Origin of the sequence: Flavobacterium sp. UBA7680, from assembly GCF_002482975.1 — a bacterium.
Classification (GTDB): domain Bacteria; phylum Bacteroidota; class Bacteroidia; order Flavobacteriales; family Flavobacteriaceae; genus Flavobacterium.
Genome location: NZ_DLHA01000061.1, coordinates 59207 through 77107, shown reverse-complemented (window position 1 = coordinate 77107; position 17901 = coordinate 59207). Strand labels below are relative to the sequence as shown.

General features: G+C 33.2%; 16 protein-coding genes and 1 other RNA gene. 7 read left to right on the top strand and 10 right to left on the bottom strand.

The window, feature by feature from the left end; translation table 11 throughout:
* Window positions 1-52: 52 nt before the first annotated feature.
* The 3 genes from fsa to ffs all read right to left on the bottom strand — a co-directional run bounded on the left by fsa (window position 53) and on the right by ffs (window position 1934).
* A complete protein-coding gene (gene fsa / locus B3C18_RS25785; RefSeq protein ID WP_053470166.1) occupies window positions 53-709 on the bottom strand; it encodes a fructose-6-phosphate aldolase in 657 nt (218 codons plus the stop codon).
* A 172-nt stretch (window positions 710-881) separates the two neighbouring features.
* Window positions 882-1685 (bottom strand): SDR family oxidoreductase, encoded by an 804-nt coding sequence (locus tag B3C18_RS25780; RefSeq protein WP_291153737.1) that lies wholly within the window; start codon window positions 1683-1685, stop codon window positions 882-884.
* Window positions 1686-1836: 151 nt separating this feature from the next.
* Window positions 1837-1934, bottom strand: an RNA gene (gene ffs, locus B3C18_RS25775) — signal recognition particle sRNA small type.
* Window positions 1935-2022: 88 nt separating this feature from the next.
* Here ffs and B3C18_RS25770 point away from each other — a divergent pair.
* Window positions 2023-3072: a glutaminyl-peptide cyclotransferase gene (locus tag B3C18_RS25770; RefSeq protein WP_291153733.1), complete on the top strand. Its 1050-nt coding sequence runs from the start codon at window positions 2023-2025 to the stop codon at window positions 3070-3072.
* A 161-nt stretch (window positions 3073-3233) separates the two neighbouring features.
* Complete coding sequence (hutI, locus tag B3C18_RS25765) at window positions 3234-4469, top strand: imidazolonepropionase (RefSeq protein ID WP_291153729.1); 1236 nt, start codon at window positions 3234-3236, stop codon at window positions 4467-4469.
* Between the two features lie 162 nt (window positions 4470-4631).
* Here the strand turns inward: hutI and B3C18_RS25760 are convergent, their stop codons facing one another.
* Window positions 4632-5513: a hypothetical protein gene (locus B3C18_RS25760; RefSeq protein ID WP_053470170.1), complete on the bottom strand. Its 882-nt coding sequence runs from the start codon at window positions 5511-5513 to the stop codon at window positions 4632-4634.
* Window positions 5514-5610: 97 nt separating this feature from the next.
* Here B3C18_RS25760 and B3C18_RS25755 point away from each other — a divergent pair, with 97 nt between their 5' ends.
* Window positions 5611-6657 (top strand): formimidoylglutamase, encoded by a 1047-nt coding sequence (locus B3C18_RS25755; RefSeq protein ID WP_053470171.1) that lies wholly within the window; start codon window positions 5611-5613, stop codon window positions 6655-6657.
* A 124-nt stretch (window positions 6658-6781) separates the two neighbouring features.
* A complete protein-coding gene (locus tag B3C18_RS25750) occupies window positions 6782-8029 on the top strand; it encodes a DEAD/DEAH box helicase (RefSeq protein WP_291153725.1) in 1248 nt (415 codons plus the stop codon).
* Here B3C18_RS25750 and B3C18_RS25745 read toward each other — a convergent pair.
* Complete coding sequence (locus tag B3C18_RS25745) at window positions 8026-10167, bottom strand: response regulator (RefSeq protein WP_291153721.1); 2142 nt, start codon at window positions 10165-10167, stop codon at window positions 8026-8028. The two genes, B3C18_RS25750 and B3C18_RS25745, sit on opposite strands and share 4 nt — an antisense overlap.
* A 403-nt stretch (window positions 10168-10570) precedes the next feature.
* Between B3C18_RS25745 and B3C18_RS25740 the strand changes: the two genes are divergently transcribed.
* Window positions 10571-10702: a hypothetical protein gene (locus B3C18_RS25740; protein ID WP_291153716.1), complete on the top strand. Its 132-nt coding sequence runs from the start codon at window positions 10571-10573 to the stop codon at window positions 10700-10702.
* A 93-nt stretch (window positions 10703-10795) separates the two neighbouring features.
* Here B3C18_RS25740 and B3C18_RS25735 read toward each other — a convergent pair whose 3' ends face one another.
* Together B3C18_RS25735 and aroC are read right to left on the bottom strand one after the other, a co-directional pair.
* Window positions 10796-12082, bottom strand: coding sequence for a dicarboxylate/amino acid:cation symporter (locus tag B3C18_RS25735; RefSeq protein WP_291153714.1), 1287 nt, complete (start codon window positions 12080-12082; stop codon window positions 10796-10798).
* Window positions 12083-12133: 51 nt separating this feature from the next.
* Window positions 12134-13192, bottom strand: coding sequence for a chorismate synthase (aroC, locus tag B3C18_RS25730; RefSeq protein ID WP_163410371.1), 1059 nt, complete (start codon window positions 13190-13192; stop codon window positions 12134-12136).
* 188 nt (window positions 13193-13380) lie between these two features.
* On the opposite strand from aroC, the gene B3C18_RS25725 reads away from it, so the two are divergent.
* Window positions 13381-14205 (top strand): UDP-2,3-diacylglucosamine diphosphatase, encoded by an 825-nt coding sequence (locus B3C18_RS25725; protein ID WP_291153708.1) that lies wholly within the window; start codon window positions 13381-13383, stop codon window positions 14203-14205.
* A gap of 157 nt (window positions 14206-14362) precedes the next feature.
* A complete protein-coding gene (locus B3C18_RS25720; protein WP_291153707.1) occupies window positions 14363-14860 on the top strand; it encodes a hypothetical protein in 498 nt (165 codons plus the stop codon).
* 290 nt (window positions 14861-15150) lie between these two features.
* On the opposite strand, the gene B3C18_RS25715 is transcribed toward B3C18_RS25720, so the two are convergent.
* The 3 genes from B3C18_RS25715 to B3C18_RS25705 all read right to left on the bottom strand — a co-directional run bounded on the left by B3C18_RS25715 (window position 15151) and on the right by B3C18_RS25705 (window position 17812).
* Window positions 15151-15573 (bottom strand): protease complex subunit PrcB family protein, encoded by a 423-nt coding sequence (locus tag B3C18_RS25715; RefSeq protein WP_291153705.1) that lies wholly within the window; start codon window positions 15571-15573, stop codon window positions 15151-15153.
* Window positions 15574-15601: 28 nt separating this feature from the next.
* Window positions 15602-16738: an N-acetyl-alpha-D-glucosaminyl L-malate synthase BshA gene (bshA, locus tag B3C18_RS25710; RefSeq protein WP_073485165.1), complete on the bottom strand. Its 1137-nt coding sequence runs from the start codon at window positions 16736-16738 to the stop codon at window positions 15602-15604.
* Window positions 16739-17329: 591 nt separating this feature from the next.
* A complete protein-coding gene (locus tag B3C18_RS25705) occupies window positions 17330-17812 on the bottom strand; it encodes a hypothetical protein (protein ID WP_031455874.1) in 483 nt (160 codons plus the stop codon).
* Window positions 17813-17901: the final 89 nt, after the last annotated feature.

Genomic DNA, 17901 nt, shown 5'->3' with positions numbered 1-17901 from the left:
CGCCTTTTCTCGTTAGAAAAAAGGCGATTTAATTTTTATAAGTATCTAAGGATTACTTGTTTCCTTTTTCGAAGTCAGCAACAAACTGAGCTAAACCGATATCCGTTAACGGGTGTTTCAACAATCCGTAAATTGCAGAAAGAGGTCCAGTCATAACATCAGCACCAATTTTAGCACAATTTACAATATGCATTGTGTGACGTACAGATGCAGCTAAAATTTGAGTTTCGTAACCGTAGTTATCGTAAACTTCTCTAATTTCCTGAACTAAGTTTAATCCGTCAGTTGAGACATCATCTAAACGACCTACGAACGGAGAAACATAAGTAGCTCCGGCTTTAGCAGCCAAAAGAGCTTGTCCTACAGAGAAAACAAGAGTTACGTTAGTTTTGATTCCTTTATCAGAAAAATATTTTGCAGCCATAACTCCTTCTTTAGTCATAGGCAGTTTTACAACGATTTGGTCATGTAATTCAGCTAACTCTTCACCTTCTTTGATCATTCCATCATAATCAAGAGCGTTTACTTCTGCACTTACATCACCTTCTACAAGATTGCAGATGTCAACATAATGCTTTAAAATGTTATTTTTTCCTGTAATTCCTTCTTTCGCCATTAATGACGGATTTGTCGTTACACCATCCAAAACACCTAAAGCTTGTGCTTCTTTAATTTGATCTAGGTTAGCTGTGTCAATAAAAAATTTCATAATTTATTTAAGTTTAAATTGTGTTGATTTGTTTTTCGTGGTCTGCTTAAAATTTTTAAATCAAGAATCTAAAGCAAATTCAGCTGCAAAATTACAAAATCAATATCAATAACGATTTCAAAATCAAAACCAATTTGAAATTATATGTTATAAATAAAAAAATAATTGCGTTTTAAAGCTTATAATGATTCATTAGCATTTTTTCATATACTTTATCCGGAAGTGCACGTTTCAAAACAATAGAAAATTTCTGCATGAAGACACCCACTTTGTAATGCACTTTTGGTTTGTCTTTTTGTATGATTTTAAAAATTGCCTCCGCCATTTCATTCGGATTACTTCCAGCATCAACATGTTCGTTCATAGTTGCAAGCGTATCTCCATATACTTTTTCGTAAGCAGAACCTTTTAAAACTGGCGCATGATAACGTCCAGATGCAATATTGGTTGCAAAATCCCCCGGAGCAACATTAGTAATTTCAACTCCAAACTGCTTCACTTCCATTCTTAAAGCTTCGGTAATTAATTCTAAGGCTCCTTTTGAAGCCGAATAAACACTTCTGTAAGGCAAGCCCATATAAGCTGCAATCGAAGTAATATTAATGATCAAACCCGATTTTTGCTCACGCATTTGCGGTAAGGCAGCTTTCATTACTTCAATTGGACCAAAGAAATTTGTTTCAAAATTGTTTTTAATTTCTTCCATCGGAATTTCTTCCAAAGGTCCGGTAATTCCAACTCCTGCATTGTTAATTACAATATCTAATCTACCGGAAGTTTCAATAATTTTGGCAACAGCTGTTTTAATCGAATCAACATTTCGAACATCTAAAGCAACTAACGGAAAAACTGAATTTAAAACTTTTTCAGGGTTTCTGCTTGTTCCGTAGACTACGAAACCTTTTGCATGCAAAAATTCTCCAATAGATTTACCAATTCCCGATGATCCTCCTGTAATTAAAACGACTTTATTCATTTTGAGTTATGAGTTATAAATTATGAGTTATGAGTTTGATGCAGAAGAATCTTTTTACTTCTAACATTTAACTTCTAACATTACGAAAGGTCCAAAAATAAAAAAATCCTCCCGAAGGAAGACAACTTTTATACAAATTCTAAAAAATAAAAAGTGGCAAGCGACCTACATCGCACCGCTCAACCACGTACCCTTGCTATGTTCCCATCCTGGGGGAGTCTGCAGGAGCTGGTCGTGTAGGACTTGCCGGTGCAAATATACAATCTTTTTATATTTTTGCAAGAGCTTTGCTGCTATAAAAATATCGTTGTATATTGGCTTATTCAAATTTTAAACTATGAAAAAATATAACTTCCTAACTGTCATTTTATTAGGAATTACATTAATTGGATGTAATGGCACAAAAAAAGGTGAAAATTCTTTATTTACTATCGATGATTCTGCTTTTCCAGCGCATTTTCTGCCAAAAGAAGCGGTTTCTATCGGAATTTTGAACCCGAATTCGAAAGAAATCGACAGCATTGTATACTTCGTTAACGACAAAAAAGTGGGAACTACAAAAGGTGCTGAGAAATTTAAGTTTGAGTTAAAAGATCAAAAATTAGGTTACCAATACTTAAAAGCTACTGCTTATTTTGGAAGTGATTCATCTGATGCGACTAAACGAATTGAAGTTGTTTCTGATGTTCAGCCGAAAGCATTAAAATTTAAAATAGTAAATACTTTTCCACACGACCCAGAAGCTTTTACTGAGGGTTTAGAGTTTCATGATGGCGTTTTATTTGAAAGTACGGGTCAAAAAGAAGATTCATACTTTAGATCTGTTGATTATAAAACCGGAAAAGTAATAAAGCAGGTTGATCTGCCAAAAGAATATTTTGGAGAAGGAATTACTTTTATCAATGGTAAATTATTTCAATTAAGCTGGCAGGAAAAAACAGGTTTTATTTATGATGCTAACACATTAAAACTTGAAAAGAAATTCACCTACGATAAAGATATTGAAGGCTGGGGAATGACGCATGATGATAAATATATCTATCATTCTGACGGAACTGAGAAAATCTGGAAAATGGATCCAAATACTCAAAAGTTAGTTGATTACATCAATGTGTATTCTGGTTCTTCAAAAATTAAAGCAATCAACGAATTAGAATTAATCGATGGAAAATTCTATGTAAACGTTTGGCAGAAAGATGCAATTGCGGTTGTAAACCCAATATCTGGCGCAGTTGAAGGAATATTAAACCTTTCTGATTTACGTAAATTCATTAAAGCTCCAAAAGCAGAAGTTTTAAACGGAATTGCATATAATCCTCAAACTAAAACCATTTTTGTAACGGGTAAATACTGGGAGAAAATGTTTGAAATCACAGTTTCAGAATAATAGTGAGACAATATTCAAATTTTTAAACTCCAAATTCCAATAATAAAACACGAATTTCACAGATTTCACGGATTAGTTCGTGATAATTTGTGACTCGACCGTAGGGAACAGGCGAAGCAAATTTGTGTTTTATAACATTCTCAAAATACTAAATCTATATAATGATTACTTTAATAAAAAACATAAAAGAACTGCTTCAAGTCCGTGAAACTTCTGTTTCTAAAGTTTCGGGAGCTGAAATGGCAGAACTTCCTACGATTAAAAATGCTTTCTTAATTATAAAAGACAATCTAATTGCTGATTTTGGTTCGATGGAAAATTTACCCGAAATCAAAGTAGATAAAGTTATTAATGCGGAGGGACGCATCGTTCTTCCGACTTGGTGTGACAGCCATACTCATATTGTATATGCAGGAAACCGCGAACAAGAATTTGTAGACCGCATTAACGGATTCACTTATGAAGAAATCGCCAATCGCGGCGGCGGTATTTTAAATTCGGCTAAAAAATTAAACGAAACTTCAGAAGAAGAAATCTACGAACAGTCAAAACTTCGTCTTGAAGAAGTGATGCATTTAGGAACTGGAGCTGTGGAAATAAAATCCGGTTACGGATTAACTATTGAAGGCGAATTAAAAATGCTTCGTGTCATTAAGAAACTGGCTCAAAATTATCCAATTTCCATAAAAGCAACTTTTTTAGGTGCACACGCTTTTCCAACACATTATAAAGAAAACAAAGCAGGTTATATTGATGAAATTATAACTAAAATGCTTCCTGAAATTGCTCAGAACAAACTGGCAGATTATGTGGATGTTTTCTGCGAAAGCGGTTATTTCTCTGTTGAAGAAACAGAAAAAATTATGCTGGCCGGAATTGAATTCGGCTTAAAGCCAAAAATTCACGTGAATCAGTTTAATTCTATTGGCGGAATTCAGGCTGGCGTTAAATTTAATGCAATTTCTGTCGATCATTTGGAAATCATGAACCCGGAAGATATTGAAGCTTTAAAAGACACAGAAACAATGCCGGTTGCTTTACCATCTTGCTCTTATTTTTTAAGTATTCCGTATACACCGGCTCGCGAGATGATAAAAGCAGGATTACCTCTCGCACTGGCAACAGATTTTAACCCTGGTTCTACTCCATCCGGAAATATGAATTTTGTTGTGGCAACTGCATGCATTAAAATGAAAATGACTCCAGAAGAAGCCATTAATGCCGCTACAATAAATGGTGCTTACGCAATGGGACTTTCTGACACACACGGAAGCATCACAAAAGGCAAAAAAGCCAATTTAATTGTAACGAAACCAATTTCATCTTACTATCAAATTCCTTATGCTTTTGGAAGCAATTTGATTGAAGATGTCATTATTGAAGGTGAAATTATATAATAAAATTCAAATATAGCCCGTGGTTTCAACCACGGGAAACGTATCGCTAAACACGCTTTCAGCCAAACACAAGAAAACATAAGACATAAAAAAAGGTCTGTGAAGAAAATCACAGACCTTTAATATCTTAAGTGGTATTTTTACTTAAACGACGATGAGAATTTATCTCAAGCTGAAACTAGTTTTAGAAACTAATTCATCATTATCAAAAACATTGATAAAGTAAGTTCCTTTAGCAAAATCTTTTCCTGGTAAATCTTCAGTAACATTTACAGTTTTGTTTTCATACTTTACAGTAGTTTTAAAGCTGTATGTTAAAGAGTTATCACCAAAGCTCTCTGTTTTTTTCTCGCCTAAAACGTTGTTTTTTGCATCAATAACCTGAACATAATATGTTTTATCTCCAGATTTTGCAATTTGGTTTTCAGCAATTGTAAAACTTATTTTTAAAACATCAGCACGGCTTGCTTTGTCTGTTTCAATTTGTTTTCCAGAGCTTCTTAATTTATAAGCTGCAGTTTTAGTGTTCGTAATAGATAATTTAGAACCTCTTTCAACTGTTTTTGCAAGCTCTTCATTTTGACCTACAAGTACTTCGTTATATTTTTTAGACTCCCCTAATACTGTAATTGTACTATCTCTTTGAACTGTTAAAACACCATTTTGTTTTTTCAATTCGTCATTTTCAGCAACAAGAGTTTTCATTTTGCCCTGCATTGCCTGAACTTGAGATCTGTATTTAGAAACGTCACCTTTAGATTTATTTAAATCTGCCATTAAAGCGACAACTTTATCTCTTTCCTGAATTAATTCATCAGACATTGACGTATTTTCAGCAATTGCAGCATCGTAAGTTGCTTTTAATTCCTGTAAATCTTTCATAACAGATTCTTTTTCTGTCATTGACGTTGTCAATTCTGTTTTAACCACTTCAGTATCAGAAGAAAGTTTAAAGATATACACTAAGCTACCAATTAGTAGGACTGCTAAAACCGCTATAACCGCTTTTAGACTTGAATTGTTGTTGTTCGTTGGGTTTTCCATATTGAATAATTTTCTTTAATAACAAATTTAAGAATTAATATATCTTAATAACGTAAGTTGTAACAATTATATTATTTTTGGAAAATAAATTTTTTTCATGGAGAAATTAGTTCCTTTTACTGTCAATGATTTGGCAAAAGTCACAAATCATCGTAGTGGTGAAATAAAATTCGGAGAAAAAATGATTGTGCTTCCTAAAGGAGCAGATAAAATCAAGTTTTTGCAAGAATCGGAGGCGAAGTATGTGTTGTTAGGAATTCCTGAAGATATTGGTGTAAGAGCGAATTACGGAAGACCCGGAGCAGCATCTGCCTGGGAAAGTGCTATTAAAAGTATTGCAAATATTCAGCATAACAGATTTTCTAAAGGAAGTCAGATTATAATTTTAGGACATTTAGATGTTTCTGAAGAAATGCGTGATGTCGAAAAATTAGATTTTAATGATATCGACGATCGTTCTAAACTAAGTCAGTTAGTAGAAAAAATCGATAAAGAAGTTTCGCATATCATATTTACTATAATTAAAGCAGGAAAAACGCCAATTATTATTGGAGGAGGTCATAATAACGCTTACGGAAATATTAAAGGTTCGGCTTTAGCCAAAGGAAAACCTATTAATGCCATTAATTTTGATGCGCATTCTGATTTTAGGATTTTAGAAGGCCGTCACAGCGGAAATGGTTTTTCTTATGCTTATGAAGAAGGTTTTCTTAAAAAATACTTCATTTTTGGACTTCACGAAAATTATACTTCAAAAAGCGTTTTAGATATTATTAAAAAACTCGAAGATCGTGTTCGTTATAATACGTATGACAGCGTAAATATTCGCAAAGAAAAAGATTTCGAAAGAGAAATGGCTCTGGCTCTTGAATTTATCAAGACAGATTCATTTGGAATTGAAATTGATTTAGATGCAATTCCTAATATCGCCAGCAGCGCTATGACGATAAGCGGTTTTTCGGTAGAAGAATTACGACGATTTATTTCGTTTTTTGCACAGCACAGAAATGCGACCTATTTGCATATTTGCGAAGGTGCGCCAGATCTTGCCGATTCTCCTAATAATAATTTAATTGGAAAATTAATTGGTTATTTAGTAACTGATTTTATAAAAGCGAATAACGAAAAAGATAAAATTAACTGAAGAACAAGCGGTCTACAGCCACATATTTCCCAAATAATAGCAGATTCAAATCAACGGTTAACCGAATAAACCTATCTTTGCACAGAATTTAGTACTTAAAACTAAAGTTCTTAATTAGTAAGATATGTTATTCGAAGATTTATCACTTTCAAAAAGTATACAAAAAGCCGTATTTGAAGAAGGCTACCTAAACCCCACTCCAATTCAGGAAAAATCAATTCCGATTGTTTTAGCCGGAAGGGATTTAATTGGCTGTGCTCAAACGGGTACGGGAAAAACTGCCGCATTTGCTATTCCAATTATACATCAACTGCATAGAATTGTAGGTTCAACAAAAAAAGCCAAAGTAATTCGTGCCCTTATCGTTACTCCAACTCGTGAATTAGCGGTTCAGATTGGTCAAAGTTTTGACACTTATGCAAAATATACCAATTTAACACAGTTGACTATTTTTGGCGGCGTTTCTCAAAATCCGCAGGTTGATACCTTAAAAAATGGTATCGATATTCTAGTTGCGACTCCGGGTCGTTTATTAGATTTACAAAAACAAGGTTTCCTTGATCTGAATCATTTACACACTTTAGTTTTAGATGAGGCCGATCAAATGCTGGATATGGGTTTTATAAACGATGTAAAAAAGATCGTAAAACTGACACCTAAAAACAGACAAACTTTACTTTTTTCTGCAACTATGCCTCTTGCGATTCGCGAATTGGCAGAAATGTTTTTACAGGATCCTGAAAAAGTTGAAGTTTCTCCTGTTTCATCAACGGCTGAAAATGTGGAACAGCGTATTTATTTTGTTGACAAAACAGAAAAAAGAAACTTATTATATCATTTGATTAAAAACGAAAATTTATCAAATGTGCTGGTTTTTTCAAGAACGAAACATGGTGCGGATAATGTTGTAAAAGCACTTCGCAAAAAAGATATTCCGGCAGAAGCAATTCACGGGGATAAATCGCAAAACGCAAGACAACGTGTTTTGGATGCTTTTAAAAACAAAGAAGTTGGCGTTCTGGTTGCTACAGATATTGCTGCGAGAGGAATTGACATTGACCAATTACCTTATGTTATCAACTTTGATTTACCAAATATTCCTGAAACGTATGTTCATAGAATTGGCCGTACCGGACGTGCAGGAAATGGCGGAATTGCGATTTCATTTTGCGGTAAAGACGAAGAACCTTACTGGAAGGATATTAAGAAATTAATAAAAGTAGATGTAAAAATCATTACAGATCATCCTTACCCGTGGCATGCAGGAAGTCCTGAAGCCGGCGAAAAACCTAAAAGTTCAAACCGAAGCGGCGGTGCTCACAAATCGAGAAAATCGAGTGCTTCAAAACAAAATAAAAAACGCTGGTATTAACCAGCGTTTTTTGATTCATTTATCAGGTAATTTAAAATCTTAAATAACTTAACTGGTTCAAAAGGTTTTACGATAATATCATTCATTCCTGATGAAACCGCTTCATCTGTAATTTCATCTTTATCAAAAGCGGTTAAAGCTACAACCGGAGTTTTTATACCAAGCTGGCGAATTCTTTTTGTGGTTTCAAATCCATTCATTAACGGCATATTAATATCCATTAAAATAAGATCGAATTCTTCTTTTTCTAATATCGAAAGCGCACCAAAACCATCGTCAACGACTTTGCAGATAAAATTATTTTTTTCGATAATTTTCTTGGTTACCAATTGATTAATGAGATTATCTTCGACAATAAGAATTTTATATATATCACTTGACGTTAAATCGACTTCGATATTTTCAATAATTTTCTTTGTTTTGAGTGGGTCATGTTCAAAAGGAATGGAAAATGAAAATGAAGTTCCTGCACCAAGATCGCTTTCCAAACTAATTGAACTTCCAAAAAGCCCTAATAAGCGTTTTACAATACTTAAACCTAATCCAGTTCCCTGGTAATCTTCTTCTTTTCTTCCTACCTGAACAAATTTTTCGAATATTTTATTTTGATCTACAGCAGCAATTCCAACGCCATTATCTTTTATTAAAAAATCCAGATAATAAAACTTTCCTTCAATTCTGTTCAGTTTAACCCTAATTTCAACTTCACCATCTTTAGTAAATTTTAAAGCGTTACTAACAAGATTCATAAGAATTTGTGCCAGACGCAGTTTATCTCCAATTAAATATTCGGGGATTGCGTGATCAATTTCAACATTAATTTTGTTGTTATTTTTTTGAGATAAAAAAGAAAGTGAATTCTTGATCACCGTTATCTCATCTGAAATATTAAAAGTTAAACTTTCCAGAACAACTTTATTCTCTTCAATTTTATTGATTTGCAGAATGTCATTTACAAGAGATAACAAATATCTGGCAGAAAATTTTAAAGCGCTTAAATGTTCGCTTTGAGATAACTCTTTGTGCTCTTCTAAAAGCATATTGGTAATCCCAACAACTCCATACAACGGAGTACGCAATTCGTGGCTTATGGTAGAAATAAATTGAGTTTTGAGTACAGAGGCTTCTTCTGCCATTTCTTTAGCTTTTAGAAGCTCTAAATTGTGTTTTTTCTTAAGTCCGATATTCTTAATTAAGGTTACAATTAAGAAAAGAAGAATCAACGAAATAAGAATGAACAGAATTACAATAATCCGGGATTTTTTTAGGCTTTGTAATTGAGATGTTTTTTCATTTTCAATTTTCTCAATCTGCCGTTTGTATTCATCCAATTCTAAGTTTAAACCTGCTATAGAAGCTTTTTTAAGTTTTTCCTGGCTATAAAGTTCGCCTGTAATTTTATTATATATAACGAGATTATTATATGCTTCTTTGTGTTTTCCTATTTTGCTCAGAAATTTTGAATATTCTAAATGTGCATATGACAAATCCGGTTTCTCTTCTTGAGACTTGCTGTAGGAAATTGCTTTTAAAAAATAGGTATTGGCTTTATCGTTTTCATTTTCACTAGCCCAATACATTCCGTTTAAGAAGTTTAAAGCAATATCATTTGATTTTCCTTTTAAATCATTTTGATGATTATTAATGTATTGTAAATAAGGTAATCCTTCTTTATAGTTTCCAATTTTGAAATACGACCAGACAATATTAAGATTGGTTATGGCAACTTCTTTCAGATACTTTTGCTGCCGTCCAAATTTTAATGATTCTTTATAATACGTAATTCCGTCATTGTACATTCTTTTTTCAAAAAAATATAAATTACCTAAATTACTGGTTATCATCATTCTTAAACTAACAATATTAGATCGTTCTGCATAGAATAACGCCTTCTTATAAAAAAATACAGCTTTATTAATTTCACCCAAATCGTGAAAATTAATTCCAATTATGTTGTAGTTTCTCGAAATCAACGTATCATTTTTTAGATCAAATGCATACTGCAGGGCGATTCCGGATTTCTTTAAGGATTTTTCGTAATTAGTTTCATCTAAATAATCACAAGCTTCCTGAGTTATGTTTTTAACTTTTATAAGAGATACAGCATGGCTTTGAGCGGGCGACTCAAGACAAAACATGTTTAAAAAAGTAAAAATTAAAAAACAAAATCTATAATGAAGCATAATTTGGGCTATGTTTATTCAAATATACATTATTATCATAATACACAGTAACAGTATTACCTTAATAACCTAAAGATTCGATAATCATTCAGCTATTTTTCACTCCTAAACAATAAAAAAGGCATTTATATATTTATCAATCCTAAACTTTATCCGTACAAATTATCTTTCTTAACAAAAATCCTTTTAAAAGCCTGAAAACATTACGAATAAGAAAATATCTACTGGTAAAACACTTTTTGCTGTAAAATATTTAATAAAATATTATAATATTGAAAAATAATACTATTTTTAACATAATTAAACGACACAAGCCCCAAGTGTTTTAGAAGATTGGAGCAACTAAAATTAAAAAACTATGTTAGAAAACTTTTTAAAATTTGCAGAAACTGAAAAATTGACTAAAGCACAACAAAAAGCAATCACTGGTGGTGAGACAGAAGCTCCAGAGTCGGAAGAATCTAGAAAAGGTAAAGTTGCAGCAAAATAAATTTATTAGTTGATTTTATTCAACTTTTATAAAAATTAAAAAACCGTAACAAACAAAGTCTGTTACGGTTTTTTTTATGTTTTAAAGAAAATATTAATTTTCTTCTGCTATATCTAAATTCTCTTCTTTACCATCTTCCCATTGTCCAACAACCGAAGTTGCCAGCGCATTTCCAAGTACATTTGTTGCACTTCTAAACATATCACAGAAATGGTCAATTGGTAAAATTAAGGCAATACCTTCAACCGGAATTTTAAACATTCCGCAAGTAGCCGCAACAATTACCAAACTCGCTCTTGGTACACCAGCGATACCTTTACTGGTTAGCATTAAAACCAAAAGCATAGCCATTTGTGTTCCTAAATCTAAATGAACGCCATAAAACTGAGCGATAAAGATACTGGCAAAAGTCATATACATCATACTTCCGTCAAGATTAAACGAATAACCTAGTGGTAACATGAAAGCTACAATTTTGTTTTTTACCCCAAAATCTTCTAATTCTTCTGTTAATTTAGGAAAAACAGCTTCACTGCTTGTTGTTCCAAAAGCGATTGCTAATGGCCCAATAATACGTCTTAGTAATTCTGTCATTCTTCCTTTTAAGAAAATATAACCAACCACAACCAAGACAACCCATAATGTACTGATCCCTACTAAAAATGATCCGAAGAATTTAAAATAAGTGATAATTAATTCCTCTGCATCTCTAATAGCAAATACTCCGGCAATGGCACCAAAAACTCCAATTGGAGCAAAGTTCATTACATAGTTTACCATTTTTAAAACGATATGCGAAGCTTTATCAAAGGCATTTATAATTGGTTTAACTGTATTTCCTAATGAAGCAGCAGCTAATCCAAAAAAGATAGAAAATATTACAATCTGCAAAATTTCATTAGTTGCCATTGCTTCAAAAATACTTTTAGGAACAATATGCTCAACAAAATTTTCAACAGATAATATTTTAGTTTTTGCAGTAACCTCGCTAGCTGCAGCCATATCAACATGATCAAGCTTTAAACCAACTCCAGGCTCTAAAATATTTACAAAAAATAATCCGATTAATAAGGATATAAAAGAAGCTGTAAAAAACCATCCAAGTGCTTTTCCTCCAATTCTTCCAACAGTTTTAATATCACCTAACTTTGCAATTCCTACTACTAAAGTGGTAAAAACTAAAGGCGCAATAATCATTTGCACTAATCTGATAAAGATTGTAGCCAGCATTTTTATTTTGTTGCTAAACGATACTGCCGCTTCTTGTGAAATTGAATTATGAATAATAATTCCCAAAGCTGCTCCAAGCACCATTGCAATTATAATTTGCCCTGTTAATCCCGAAAAAAATGATTTCTTTTTAGTTTCTGTAATTTGCATTAATTTACTTTTAAATTATTAAAATATAAGACCCTCACTGTCTTACTTTTATTAATATGTTTTGTTGATTAAATAAAAATCAGCCAAAACAATCGCAGCCATCGCCTCAACGATTGGTACTGCACGAGGCACCACACACGGATCATGACGTCCTTTTCCGGTCATTGGTGTAATATTTCCTTTATTATCCAGAGAATCCTGAGTCTGCATGATAGTCGCAACAGGTTTAAAAGCTACTCTAAAATAAATATCCATTCCGTTGCTTATTCCGCCTTGGATTCCGCCAGAAAGATTTGTTTTTGTAGTTCCGTCTGGATTATATAAATCGTTGTGTTCACTTCCTTTCATTTCAGAACCAGAGAAACCGCTTCCGTATTCAAAACCTTTTACAGCGTTGATGGAAAGCATTGCTTTTCCTAATTCAGCGTGTAGTTTATCAAAAACAGGTTCGCCTAAACCAACCGGAACATTTTGAATTACACATGAAACTACTCCTCCAACAGTATCTCCCTGCTTGCGGATATCACGAATATATTCTTCCATAATAGCTGCCGATTTTTCATCTGGACAACGAACTGGGTTGCTTTCGATTTTAGAGAAATCTAATTCCTGATAAGGTGTATCTAAATGAATTGGACCAACAGAAGAAACGTAAGCATTAATTTTAATTTCAGGAAGCATTTGTTTTGCAATTGCTCCTGCTACTACTCTGCTTGCTGTTTCACGTGCAGAACTTCTTCCGCCGCCGCGGTAATCACGAAAACCATATTTTTGATCATATACATAATCAGCATGACTTGGTCTGTAATTATCTTTTATATGCGAGTAATCGTCTGATTTTTGATTAGTATTTGGAATAATAAAACCAATTGGAGTTCCTGTAGTTTTTCCTTCAAATATTCCAGATAAAAACTGAACCGCATCTGGTTCTTTTCTTTGTGTTACGATAGCCGACTGCCCCGGTTTTCTGCGAGACATTTCAACTTCAATCGCTTCAAAATCAAGTTGTATTCCTGATGGACAACCGTCGATAATTCCGCCTAAAGCTTCACCATGAGATTCTCCAAATGTTGTAACTTTATATAGGGTGCCGTAGCTATTTCCTGCCATTGTAAATTGTTTTGAGCAAATGTAAGTTTTATGAATTAAATTAAAAAATTAAAAATTGGTAATATTAATTAAAGATTAAACACTTTAAAAATCACAATTTATTAAGATTGCCTCCGAATTAGTAACCTTTTGATAAAATAAATTGAAGGGGATTTTCTTTTATTTGTGGAACTTCAAATTAAGAAAAATTGAAAAAACGAAATGTCGAATTGGTCATTATTTCTGATGTCCATTTGGGAACTTACGGAAGTCACGCTAAAGAACTAAACAACTATTTATCAAGTATTAAACCTAAAATATTAGTTTTAAATGGTGATATAATTGATGCATGGCAGTTTAGAAAATCTTATTTTCCTAAATCACATTTAAGAGTAATCCAGCGTATTATCGGGATGGCTTCTAAGGGCACAAAAGTGTATTACATTACTGGAAATCACGACGAGATTCTTCGAAAATTCAGCGACATGAACATGGGAAATTTTTCTTTGGTCGATAAATTAGTTATTGAATTAGACGACAAAAAAGCCTGGATTTTTCACGGAGACGTTTTTGATGCCTCTGTACAACATTCTAAATGGATTGCAAAACTGGGCGGATTAGGTTATGACTATTTAATTTTGATGAATCGTTTTGCAAACTGGTGTCTGGCAAAATTAGGCCGCGAACCTTACTCTTTTTCTAAAAAGATAAAAGCGAGCGTAAAAAAGGCCGTAAAATTTATTTCGGATTTTGAAACTACAGCAACTGATCTGGCTATCGAAAAAAATTACGACTATGTAATCTGCGGACATATTCATGAACCAAAAATCCTTACTAAAGAAAACAAACACGGTTCGACTTTATACTTAAATTCCGGCGACTGGGTCGAAAATCTAACGGCTCTTGAGTATCATAAAAAGCGCTGGAAATTATACTCCTACACTCATACCAACTTTACAGAAGAAGAAAATCTTTTTGAAATGGAAGATATTTTAACCTCTCAAATGTTATCTAATATTATTCTGAAAAAGTAAAATACGCAAGTGTTTACAAGCGTTAACAAAGGTTAATTATTTTTAGTTTATGCAATTTGCATTTACAAAATGTGAATTATATAACAATTTCTAAAAATGTTATACGTTCTTACTTAGAGAACGATTATACATTTGAAAAAAATTAATTAACCATTTTATGAAAAAGATTATTTTATCTGCCATTATGCTCTTGGGGTTAGCATTTACGGCTCAATCACAAGAAATTTCAAAGCACGCTTTAGGATTACGTTTAGGAGACAATAACGGATTTGGAGGTGAAGTATCATATCAGTTAGGATTGAACCAAAAAAACAGACTTGAGTTTGATTTAGGCTGGAGAAACAGCAGTGATGTAGACGCTATTAAAGCTGTTGCTCTTTACCAATGGGTTTGGAACATCGATGGAGGATTTAACTGGTACGCTGGTGTAGGTGGTGGAATTGCCGCTTGGGATCACGATTATTATAACAATAATTTCAGATACAATGACAGCGGAACTTATGTTTTTGCGGCCGGAGATATTGGTATCGAATATAGATTTAAAGAAGTACCTATCACACTGTCATTAGATGCAAGACCTGAAATTGGTTCTGGATACTATGACGATGACAATTTCGGATTTGACGTTGGTTTAGGTGTCAAATTCAGATTCTAATTAAAAATAAAAAATAATTGTAAGAAGAAACCTGTCGTTGTAATGCGACAGGTTTTTTTTATGTTTTAATTAAAGTAACTGTCACCCTGAGCGTAGTCGAAGGGCTTAAGAGGTAAAAGGGCTTCGACTTCGCTCAGCCTGACATTTCACATCTCACTTTTTTTATTTAACTACTAAATAATTAAACAATTGTCACCCTGAGCGAAGTCGAAGGCTTACAAAGCAAAAAAGGGCTTCGACTACGCTCAGCCTGACATTTAATCTCTAACTAGTTACTAGTTACTAATAACTTATTTAATAATAATCTCCTTTTTCGAATGTATTTTTACAACTGTATAGGGATAAGTTATAGCCTGCGTTACCATTGCATCTGGAGCAGGATTTTTTTCTTTTACGGTAATGATAATGTTTCTATCCGTTTCTTCAACCTTTTCAATTCCAATAGAATATCCTCCGGTGTTTTTCTCACCCATATTAAGGATAACATAATTCGAATTGGCAATGTCAGTTTGCTTCATTTTAGCAACCAGAAGCGGATCATTTTCAAGCATTTTGATCTCGTTAGGTTCTGTCAAAATTTCGAAAAATTTAATATTTCCCCCGCCATCAGACTGTTCTGTTAAAACTTCGTATAAAGCCGTTGAACTTGTTGATTTTTTAGCTCCGCAGGAAATCAAAACAAAAATTACTAAAACCGAAATTACTTTTTTCATTACGTTCAAATTTTTAAAATTAATGTTTCTATTCTTTATAATCGTCAATTGCTCTTTGATACAAAGCCTCGTATTTAGGCAGAATGTTTTTGATATCAAAATTCTTAGCTACTTCTAAAGCATTGATTTTAAACTTATTCAAAGTTTCATCATCTTTTAGAATTTTGATTGCATTTGCGGCCATTTCGTCAACATTTCCAACATCGCTTAAATATCCTGAAACGCCATCAAAATTAACTTCCGGTAAACCTCCCGAATTACTTGAAATTACAGGAACGCCACAAGCCATTGCTTCTAAGGCTGCTAAACCAAAACTTTCTGTTTCTGACGGAAGTAAAAACAAATCAGTCATGCATAAAATCTTATCGATTTCATTACTGTTACCAAAGAAAATTACTTTGTCGTAAATCCCCAATTCCATACACAAAACCTCTGCTCTTTCTTTTTCAGGACCATCGCCCACCATCATTAATTTAGCCGGCATTACTTTCTGAATATTATAAAAAATCTTGATAATATCCGGAATACGTTTTACCTTTCTAAAGTTACTAATGTGTGTAACGATTCGTTCGTTTTCCTTTGCCATAACATATCTGTGGCAAGGTTCCGTTGGGTCTTTTCTAACTTTATCCAATTCAATAAAATTCGGGATTACCTTAATTTTATTCTTGATTTTGAATAATTTCAGCGTGTCATCTTTCAAACTCTGAGAAACCGAAGTCACATAATCTGATTTATTGATACTAAAAGTTACCGCTGGTTTGTAAAACGGATGGTTTCCAACAAGCGTAATATCAGTTCCGTGAAGCGTCGTAATCATCGGAAGATTAATCCCTTCATTCTTCAGCATTTGTTTCGCCATATAACCCGCATAAGCGTGCGGAATAGCGTAATGCACATGTAAAACTTCTATTTTATATAATTTCACCATATCAACCAATTTGCTTGATAAAGCCAATTCATACGGCTGATAATGGAATAAAGGATATTCAGGAACGTTTACTTCGTGATAATGAACATTTGGATTTAAAAGTGCTAATCTTACTGGCTGACTGTAAGTTATAAAATGTATTTCGTGTCCGCGTCTGGCTAATTCGAGACCTAGTTCTGTAGCAACTACACCACTACCGCCAAATGTCGGATAACAAACTATTGCTATTTTCATGTATTAAATTTAATTCTACGAAAGTACTCAAAAATCACGTTTAATTAGGCTTTTAAATTGTTAGATTTTCGACAAAATTAGATTAAATCTGGTTGATAAATATTTTTAGTAGCAGGACAATATCTGCAAAAAAGACCAGTAGTCCCGCTGTTCGCTAAATCTTTTCCTTGCTAAAGAAGCAAGAAAAAGGATACCGCTCCCATCGGGGCTAGATTAGGCGGTTTTGTTTTTTATAAGAGTATGCTTCAGCCAACTTTGTCAAGGTTTTAAACTTTGACAAAGTTTCACACTGTATTGTCATTCCGAGGAATCTCCGCAACTAATTCCGCAATCAAAATTATCAATCTTTGTCGAGTCTCTCGCGGAGATTCCTCGTTCCTCGGAATGACAAATCGATACGTAAAAAACACAAAAACTTCACAAAGATTACGCAACGAAACCCGACAGGTTTTTAAAACCTGTCGGGTTTAACAATCTCCTCGAAATGACAAGCTTTGACGAAAACCTGAAACCTGAAACTTAAAACAATTAAAATTAAAAAAGGCACAAAATCTAAAATTTCATGCCTTTCAAATATATTATAAATTTCTCTTAGAAAAATCTGCTATGCCAACTATCAGCAGCAGGAACTTCCCACGATTCGTTGAATTCTTCAATATTGTTTACCAGATTATTGAAAACAATTGTATTCTCAGAAACTGATTTATCTTTTACCATTTTCTTGAAATCAATTAATGGTTTGTGTGCAATATGTTCTCCAAGTTTAAAAGTAACGTTCATTTTGTCCAATAAATCGACATTGTACTTTTTCTCTAAACCTTGAATAAATTCTACCGAACTATCAATAGAACAGCCTGTCGCAGCCTGAACGTCCTGATTTACGGCTAATATTATAAAACGATTGTATTTAAGCAAAAATGATGCTTCAAGACTTGTTCCGTGTGCGGCCCATTCTTCTACAAAAGCTTTTAAATCTGTTTCGATTTCAGAAAACTCTTCCTCAGAAAATTTTCTGTTCGATTGGTAAATCCAAACTCTTGATTCACCAGGTAAATTTTCAAAAGGTATATACATTTTTTAATTTTAGATTTTAGATTGTTGATTTTAGATTTCTTGAATTGTTTCAGGTTTCATGTTTCAAGTTAAAAACTTAGTATCTTAGA

What these genes read in the sequence shown, in the direction of transcription:
- fsa (WP_053470166.1), bottom strand. Translation starts at nt 709, where the DNA reads ATGAAATTTTTTATTGACACAGCTAACCTAGATCAAATTAAAGAAGCA.
- B3C18_RS25780 (WP_291153737.1), bottom strand. Translation starts at nt 1,685, where the DNA reads ATGAATAAAGTCGTTTTAATTACAGGAGGATCATCGGGAATTGGTAAA.
- B3C18_RS25770 (WP_291153733.1), top strand. Translation starts at nt 2,023, where the DNA reads ATGAAAAAATATAACTTCCTAACTGTCATTTTATTAGGAATTACATTA.
- hutI (WP_291153729.1), top strand. Translation starts at nt 3,234, where the DNA reads ATGATTACTTTAATAAAAAACATAAAAGAACTGCTTCAAGTCCGTGAA.
- B3C18_RS25760 (WP_053470170.1), bottom strand. Translation starts at nt 5,513, where the DNA reads ATGGAAAACCCAACGAACAACAACAATTCAAGTCTAAAAGCGGTTATA.
- B3C18_RS25755 (WP_053470171.1), top strand. Translation starts at nt 5,611, where the DNA reads ATGGAGAAATTAGTTCCTTTTACTGTCAATGATTTGGCAAAAGTCACA.
- B3C18_RS25750 (WP_291153725.1), top strand. Translation starts at nt 6,782, where the DNA reads ATGTTATTCGAAGATTTATCACTTTCAAAAAGTATACAAAAAGCCGTA.
- B3C18_RS25745 (WP_291153721.1), bottom strand. Translation starts at nt 10,167, where the DNA reads ATGTTTTGTCTTGAGTCGCCCGCTCAAAGCCATGCTGTATCTCTTATA.
- B3C18_RS25740 (WP_291153716.1), top strand. Translation starts at nt 10,571, where the DNA reads ATGTTAGAAAACTTTTTAAAATTTGCAGAAACTGAAAAATTGACTAAA.
- B3C18_RS25735 (WP_291153714.1), bottom strand. Translation starts at nt 12,082, where the DNA reads ATGCAAATTACAGAAACTAAAAAGAAATCATTTTTTTCGGGATTAACA.
- aroC (WP_163410371.1), bottom strand. Translation starts at nt 13,192, where the DNA reads ATGGCAGGAAATAGCTACGGCACCCTATATAAAGTTACAACATTTGGA.
- B3C18_RS25720 (WP_291153707.1), top strand. Translation starts at nt 14,363, where the DNA reads ATGAAAAAGATTATTTTATCTGCCATTATGCTCTTGGGGTTAGCATTT.
- B3C18_RS25715 (WP_291153705.1), bottom strand. Translation starts at nt 15,573, where the DNA reads ATGAAAAAAGTAATTTCGGTTTTAGTAATTTTTGTTTTGATTTCCTGC.
- bshA (WP_073485165.1), bottom strand. Translation starts at nt 16,738, where the DNA reads ATGAAAATAGCAATAGTTTGTTATCCGACATTTGGCGGTAGTGGTGTA.
- B3C18_RS25705 (WP_031455874.1), bottom strand. Translation starts at nt 17,812, where the DNA reads ATGTATATACCTTTTGAAAATTTACCTGGTGAATCAAGAGTTTGGATT.